The 5,163-nt window shown below is 51.4% G+C and carries 1 protein-coding gene and 3 rRNA genes; all 4 read right to left on the bottom strand.

From position 1 onward, the window contains the following. Positions 1–80 (bottom strand): 5S ribosomal RNA (gene rrf, locus APH25_RS24655); the annotation flags it as partial. A gap of 130 nt (positions 81–210) precedes the next feature. Continuing rightward, positions 211–3,103 (bottom strand): 23S ribosomal RNA (locus APH25_RS24650). A 278-nt stretch (positions 3,104–3,381) separates the two neighbouring features. Further along, positions 3,382–4,917, bottom strand: a 16S ribosomal RNA gene (locus tag APH25_RS24645). A gap of 46 nt (positions 4,918–4,963) precedes the next feature. Next, a partial coding sequence (locus tag APH25_RS25815) for a hypothetical protein (protein ID WP_218186314.1) occupies positions 4,964–5,163 on the bottom strand: 200 nt, incomplete at its 5' end.

The following is a 5,163-nucleotide window of genomic DNA, read 5'->3' as shown; positions in this document are numbered from 1 at the left end:
ACACTACCATCGGCGATGCATCGTTTCACTACTGAGTTCGGGATGGGATCAGGTGGTTCCAATGCTCTATGGTCGTCAAGAAATTCTGTTGCCAGAAGGTCTTGGTAGACACTCCAGCGAATCCGGATATGTGATGTTTGTGAATCGCGAACTTTCGGTTCGTAGCGTCTTCACCACCGCAATCTGCTGAGCAAATTGCTTGGGTGTTATATGGTCAAGCCTCACGGGCAATTAGTATTGGTTAGCTCAACGCCTCACAGCGCTTACACACCCAACCTATCAACGTCGTAGTCTTCGACGGCCCTTTAGGGGATTCAAGATCCCAGTGAGATCTCATCTTGAGGCAAGTTTCCCGCTTAGATGCTTTCAGCGGTTATCTCTTCCGAACATAGCTACCCGGCAATGCCACTGGCGTGACAACCGGAACACCAGAGGTTCGTCCACTCCGGTCCTCTCGTACTAGGAGCAGCCCCTCTCAAATCTCAAACGTCCACGGCAGATAGGGACCGAACTGTCTCACGACGTTCTAAACCCAGCTCGCGTACCACTTTAAATGGCGAACAGCCATACCCTTGGGACCGGCTTCAGCCCCAGGATGTGATGAGCCGACATCGAGGTGCCAAACACCGCCGTCGATATGAACTCTTGGGCGGTATCAGCCTGTTATCCCCGGAGTACCTTTTATCCGTTGAGCGATGGCCCTTCCATACAGAACCACCGGATCACTAAGACCTACTTTCGTACCTGCTCGACGTGTGTGTCTCGCAGTCAAGCGCGCTTTTGCCTTTATACTCTACGACCGATTTCCGACCGGTCTGAGCGCACCTTCGTACTCCTCCGTTACTCTTTGGGAGGAGACCGCCCCAGTCAAACTACCCACCATACACTGTCCTCGATCCGGATAACGGACCTGAGTTAGAACCTCAAAGTTGCCAGGGTGGTATTTCAAGGATGGCTCCATGAGAACTGGCGTCCCCACTTCAAAGCCTCCCACCTATCCTACACAAGCAAATTCAAAGTCCAGTGCAAAGCTATAGTAAAGGTTCACGGGGTCTTTCCGTCTAGCCGCGGATACACTGCATCTTCACAGCGATTTCAATTTCACTGAGTCTCGGGTGGAGACAGCGCCGCCATCGTTACGCCATTCGTGCAGGTCGGAACTTACCCGACAAGGAATTTCGCTACCTTAGGACCGTTATAGTTACGGCCGCCGTTTACCGGGGCTTCGATCAAGAGCTTCGCTTGCGCTAACCCCATCAATTAACCTTCCGGCACCGGGCAGGCGTCACACCCTATACGTCCACTTTCGTGTTTGCAGAGTGCTGTGTTTTTAATAAACAGTCGCAGCGGCCTGGTATCTTCGACCGGCATAAGCTTACGGAGCAAGTCCTTCACCTTCGCCGGCGCACCTTCTCCCGAAGTTACGGTGCCATTTTGCCTAGTTCCTTCACCCGAGTTCTCTCAAGCGCCTTGGTATTCTCTACCTAACCACCTGTGTCGGTTTGGGGTACGGTTCCCAGTTATCTGAAGCTTAGGAGCTTTTCTTGGAAGCATGGTATCAACCACTTCGTCGCCTAAAGGCAACTCGTCATCAGCTCTCGGCCTTGAAATCCCGGATTTGCCTAAGATTTCAGCCTACCACCTTAAACCTGGACAACCAACGCCAGGCTGGCCTAACCTTCTCCGTCCCTCCATCGCAATAACTGGAAGTACAGGAATATTAACCTGTTTTCCATCGACTACGCTTTTCAGCCTCGCCTTAGGGACCGACTAACCCTGCGTCGATTAACGTTGCGCAGGAAACCTTGGTCTTTCGGCGTGCGAGTTTTTCACTCGCATTGTCGTTACTCATGTCAGCATTCGCACTTCTGATACCTCCAGCAAGCTTCTCAACTCACCTTCACAGGCTTACAGAACGCTCCTCTACCGCATCACCCTAAGGTGATACCCGTAGCTTCGGTGCATGGTTTGAGCCCCGTTACATCTTCCGCGCAGGCCGACTCGACTAGTGAGCTATTACGCTTTCTTTAAAGGGTGGCTGCTTCTAAGCCAACCTCCTAGCTGTCTAAGCCTTCCCACATCGTTTCCCACTTAACCATGACTTTGGGACCTTAGCTGACGGTCTGGGTTGTTTCCCTTTTCACGACGGACGTTAGCACCCGCCGTGTGTCTCCCATGCTCGGCACTTGTAGGTATTCGGAGTTTGCATCGGTTTGGTAAGTCGGGATGACCCCCTAGCCGAAACAGTGCTCTACCCCCTACAGTGATACATGAGGCGCTACCTAAATAGCTTTCGAGGAGAACCAGCTATCTCCGAGCTTGATTAGCCTTTCACTCCGATCCACAGGTCATCCGCTAACTTTTCAACGGTAGTCGGTTCGGTCCTCCAGTCAGTGTTACCTAACCTTCAACCTGCCCATGGATAGATCGCCCGGTTTCGGGTCTATACCCAGCGACTAAACGCCCTATTAAGACTCGCTTTCGCTACGCCTCCCCTATTCGGTTAAGCTCGCCACTGAATATAAGTCGCTGACCCATTATACAAAAGGTACGCAGTCACCTAACAAAGTAGGCTCCCACTGCTTGTACGCATACGGTTTCAGGTTCTATTTCACTCCCCTCTCCGGGGTTCTTTTCGCCTTTCCCTCACGGTACTGGTTCACTATCGGTCAGTCAGTAGTATTTAGCCTTGGAGGATGGTCCCCCCATATTCAGACAAAGTTTCTCGTGCTCCGTCCTACTCGATTTCATTGACAAGAGATTTTCGTGTACGGGGCTATCACCCACTATGGCCGCACTTTCCAGAGCGTTCCACTAATCTCAAATCAACTTAAGGGCTGGTCCCCGTTCGCTCGCCACTACTAAGGGAATCTCGGTTGATTTCTTTTCCTCAGGGTACTTAGATGTTTCAGTTCCCCTGGTTCGCCTCTTGCACCTATGTATTCAGTACAAGATAACCAGCTTGTGCTGGCTGGGTTCCCCCATTCAGAGATCTCTGGATCACAGTCTGTTTGCCGACTCCCCAAAGCTTTTCGCAGGCTACCACGTCTTTCATCGCCTCTGACTGCCAAGGCATCCACCGTATGCGCTTCTTCACTTGACCATATAACCCCAAGCAATCTGGTTATACTGTGAAGACGACATTCGCCGAAAATTCGCATGTTGCGCTTTCGCGCAGAACTCACAAATTTTACCTTAGCCTGATCACACACCAGTGAAAGTGCGTGTCAGTCTATATCTATCACATATCCGAATTTTTAAAGAACGGTCTGACAAAAGCCAGAAATCAACATTCACAGGGAATGCTCATTTCTGAGTTCTGATCAGCAAATGAATCAAGCAATTCGTGTGGGAGCTCATCAGCAGGCTGATGTCGTCGATTAAGGAGGTGATCCAGCCGCAGGTTCCCCTACGGCTACCTTGTTACGACTTCACCCCAGTCATGAATCACACCGTGGTAACCGTCCCCCGAAGGTTAGACTAGCTACTTCTGGTGCAACCCACTCCCATGGTGTGACGGGCGGTGTGTACAAGGCCCGGGAACGTATTCACCGCGACATTCTGATTCGCGATTACTAGCGATTCCGACTTCACGCAGTCGAGTTGCAGACTGCGATCCGGACTACGATCGGTTTTGTGAGATTAGCTCCACCTCGCGGCTTGGCAACCCTCTGTACCGACCATTGTAGCACGTGTGTAGCCCAGGCCGTAAGGGCCATGATGACTTGACGTCATCCCCACCTTCCTCCGGTTTGTCACCGGCAGTCTCCTTAGAGTGCCCACCATAACGTGCTGGTAACTAAGGACAAGGGTTGCGCTCGTTACGGGACTTAACCCAACATCTCACGACACGAGCTGACGACAGCCATGCAGCACCTGTGTCAGAGTTCCCGAAGGCACCAATCTATCTCTAGAAAGTTCTCTGCATGTCAAGGCCTGGTAAGGTTCTTCGCGTTGCTTCGAATTAAACCACATGCTCCACCGCTTGTGCGGGCCCCCGTCAATTCATTTGAGTTTTAACCTTGCGGCCGTACTCCCCAGGCGGTCAACTTAATGCGTTAGCTGCGCCACTAAAATCTCAAGGATTCCAACGGCTAGTTGACATCGTTTACGGCGTGGACTACCAGGGTATCTAATCCTGTTTGCTCCCCACGCTTTCGCACCTCAGTGTCAGTATCAGTCCAGGTGGTCGCCTTCGCCACTGGTGTTCCTTCCTATATCTACGCATTTCACCGCTACACAGGAAATTCCACCACCCTCTACCGTACTCTAGCTTGCCAGTTTTGGATGCAGTTCCCAGGTTGAGCCCGGGGCTTTCACATCCAACTTAACAAACCACCTACGCGCGCTTTACGCCCAGTAATTCCGATTAACGCTTGCACCCTCTGTATTACCGCGGCTGCTGGCACAGAGTTAGCCGGTGCTTATTCTGTCGGTAACGTCAAAATTGCAGAGTATTAATCTACAACCCTTCCTCCCAACTTAAAGTGCTTTACAATCCGAAGACCTTCTTCACACACGCGGCATGGCTGGATCAGGCTTTCGCCCATTGTCCAATATTCCCCACTGCTGCCTCCCGTAGGAGTCTGGACCGTGTCTCAGTTCCAGTGTGACTGATCATCCTCTCAGACCAGTTACGGATCGTCGCCTTGGTGAGCCATTACCTCACCAACAAGCTAATCCGACCTAGGCTCATCTGATAGCGCAAGGCCCGAAGGTCCCCTGCTTTCTCCCGTAGGACGTATGCGGTATTAGCGTTCCTTTCGAAACGTTGTCCCCCACTACCAGGCAGATTCCTAGGCATTACTCACCCGTCCGCCGCTGAATCCAGGAGCAAGCTCCCATCATCCGCTCGACTTGCATGTGTTAGGCCTGCCGCCAGCGTTCAATCTGAGCCATGATCAAACTCTTCAGTTCAATACTGCTTGGGTTTTTAAGAAACCCTAAACTTGGCTCAGCAATCTCAAATGACTATGTGATTTCTCGCATGGCCACTTGTGATGCTGATAATCTTTGTGACTATCAGTCCGTACTCACAAGCACCCACACGAATTGCTTGATTCGATTTGTTAAAGAGCGTTTGGCTAAGAGCGTTTCGTCTCAACCGAGGCGCGCATTCTACGCTTTCCTCATTTGCTGTCAAGCGTTTATTTTGAAGTTTTT

Origin of the sequence: Pseudomonas sp. NBRC 111119 (assembly GCF_001320125.1) — a bacterium.
Lineage (GTDB): Bacteria > Pseudomonadota > Gammaproteobacteria > Pseudomonadales > Pseudomonadaceae > Aquipseudomonas > Aquipseudomonas parafulva.
The sequence above is the reverse complement of the archived record's forward strand: the minus strand, read 5'-3'. Positions and strand labels throughout refer to the sequence as shown.